Origin of the sequence: Streptomyces sp. NPDC007162, from assembly GCF_040634175.1 — a bacterium.
Classification (GTDB): Bacteria; Actinomycetota; Actinomycetes; order Streptomycetales; family Streptomycetaceae; genus Streptomyces.
Window position 1 is genome coordinate 1 of record NZ_JBEYFC010001001.1, and the last position, 1,385, is coordinate 1,385.

Below are 1,385 nucleotides of genomic sequence, written 5' to 3' on the forward strand. Positions count from 1 at the left end.
GTTGCTCGGAATGTGGTCGCGTCGCGTCCGGTTCGAAGCGTGGGGCTCAAGCGGTACAGCAGCGAAGTACAGGAACCACAGCCACCGCCTGCAACGGCTCGGGCGACGACCACGCCGGCGGCCCGGCGGCCGCGGCCGCCCCCGCCGACCCCCGCGACGGCAAGATCAAGATCCCGGCCGACATCAGGAACAAGCTCAAAGAGCACGGGATCGACATCGACAAGTGGAAGAACGGCGCCTGGAAGAAGTGGGACAGGGACGACTGGCTGCGTGAGGCCGACGACTTCATCAACCCCATCATCAAGGGCCTGTGGAACCCGGACCGGATGCGGGACGCCGACGACCCGGACCAGCACAAGGGCGTCGACGACAACGACCTCTCCGGTGACCAGGGCGTGACCGACCCGGCCCCGGCACCCGTCCGGGCGAGGGCGGTGCGGCCGACGTACCACGCCGCGGCGGCCTCGGCCGGGAAGGTCTTCTTCGACTCCCCCGAGGGCACGATGGTCTGCTCGGCGACGGTCGTCGAGGACCCCGCACACCCGGGCAAGTCCAACCTGGTATGGACGGCGGGGCACTGTGTGCACGCCGGCAAGAAGGGCGGCTGGTACCGCAACCTCGCGTTCGTGCCGTCGTACAACGACAAAGGTCTGACCGGGGCGGCGCTGGCGAAGGCCACCCGGTCGGAGGTCGCGCCGTACGGCGTGTGGTGGGGGGACGGGGCGCGGACCTCGCAGCAGTGGATCGACCAGGGCGGGGAGACCGGCGGCCAGGGCGCGTCGTACGACTACGCCGTGATCCATGTGACTCCCGAGCAGGGCAGTGGCGGCAAGTCCCTGGAGGAGACGGTCGGTTCGGCGCTGCCGGTGGACTTCGACGCGCCGGCCGTTCCGAAGGAGCCGAGCCTCACGGCCACCGGGTATCCGGCGGCCAAACCGTACGACGGGTCGTTGCTGTACCAGTGCGCGGACAAGCCGGGGCGGCTGTCGATCGATGCCTCGGCACCGACGATGTACCGGATCGGGTGCACGATGACCGGCGGGGCGTCCGGCGGTGGCTGGGTGGAGAAGGGGGCCGACGGGAAGGCGGCGCTGGTGTCCAACACGTCCATCGGGCCGGTGAGTTCGGGGTGGTTGGCCGGGCCGCGGCTGGGGGATGTGGCCAAGGGTGTGTACGAGGCGGTCAGCAAGGAGTTCGCTGATCAGTGAGGGCGGCTGATATCGCCTTATCGCCGTAGGGGTGATGGTGGTTCGGGAACTCACGGCCTTCGTGGGTTGCTCGCGAAGTTCCCCGCGCCCCTCAAAGACAAAAGACACGAGGCCCCGCTCCCCCGAAGGGGAGCGGGGCCTTAACTCACGCCGACGTCAGGCAGCCGGTGCCGGAAC

General features: G+C 69.5%; 1 protein-coding gene. It reads left to right on the forward strand.

Annotated features, from left to right (window positions below; genetic code table 11):
* On the forward strand, positions 1 to 1,208 hold a 1,208-nt coding region (locus tag ABZ646_RS46650), incomplete at its 5' end, for a hypothetical protein (protein ID WP_360533867.1).
* Between the last annotated feature and the right edge of the window lie 177 nt (positions 1,209 to 1,385).